1 protein-coding gene is annotated in these 1,040 nt (G+C 68.8%); it reads right to left on the reverse strand.

Annotated elements, in window-relative coordinates:
• Positions 1-1,040, reverse strand: a 1,040-nt coding sequence (locus BST12_RS29070) for an acyltransferase domain-containing protein (protein ID WP_139802064.1), incomplete at both ends; no start/stop codon positions are given.

Here is a 1,040-nt window from a genome sequence, read left to right on the forward strand (position 1 = left end):
TGGGGGGTCAGGGTGGTCCAGGTGGGGCTGTGGCCGTGGGTGTGCAGTTGGGCTAGGGCGCTGGTCAGGGTGTCGAGGTTGGGGCGGTCGCGGTGGGCGGGGGTGATCACGGCTGAGGCGTGGGCGTTGGTGTGGGTCAGGGTGTCGGTGATGGCTGGGGCCAGGACGGGGTGTGGGGAGAGTTCGACGAAGGTGTGGGTGGCGGTGGCGGTTAGTGCGGTGATGCTGTCGGCGAAGCGCACGGTGTGGCGTAGGTGTTGGGCCCAGTAGTGCGGGGAGCTCAGTTGCTCGGGGGTGGCGAGTTGGCCGGTGAGGTTGGACACCACCGGCAGGGTGGGCGGGTGGAAGCTCAGGGTGGCGGCGATGGCTTCGAATTCGGCGAGTGCGGGGTCCATGGCCGGGGAGTGGAAGGCGTGGCTGACCGCCAGCGCGGTGGTCTTGTAGTGGTGGGTCTCGCAGTGCTGGCGAAGGTGCTCGATTTGGTCGAAGGGCCCGGCGGCCACCACCGAGGTGGGGCTGTTGATGGCGGCCAGGGTGGTGTCGGGGTAGTCGCCGAGCAGGGTGTGGAGGTTTTCGGGGGTGGTTTGGATGGCCAGCATGGCGCCCGGCGCGCAGGCTTGCATGAGTCGGCCGCGGGCGGTGACCAGGGTGGCGGCGTCCTCGAGGGAGAGCACTCCGGCTAGGTGGGCGGCGGTCAGTTCGCCGATGGAGTGTCCGAGCAGCAGATCGGGGGTGATGCCGGCGTGGGTGAGGACGGCGTGCATGGCGATGCCGTAGGCGAACAGGGCGGGTTGGGCGTAGGCGGTGTGGGTCAGTAACTGTGCGGTGGGGGTGTCGGGGTCGGCGAAGAGGATCTCGTGCAGTGGTAGGTCGAGGTGGGGGTCGATTGCGGTGCAGGCTTGGTCGAGGGCCTCGGTGAAGACGTGGTGGTGGGTGTAGAGCTGGGTGCCCATGGTGGGGTATTGGGCGCCTTGGCCGGGGAGGACGAAGGCGATTTTGGCGCCGGGGTGGGTGAGGTGGTGTTGGGTGAGGTGGGGGTG

The organism is Mycobacterium angelicum, from assembly GCF_002086155.1.
Taxonomy (GTDB): Bacteria; Actinomycetota; Actinomycetes; order Mycobacteriales; family Mycobacteriaceae; genus Mycobacterium; species Mycobacterium angelicum.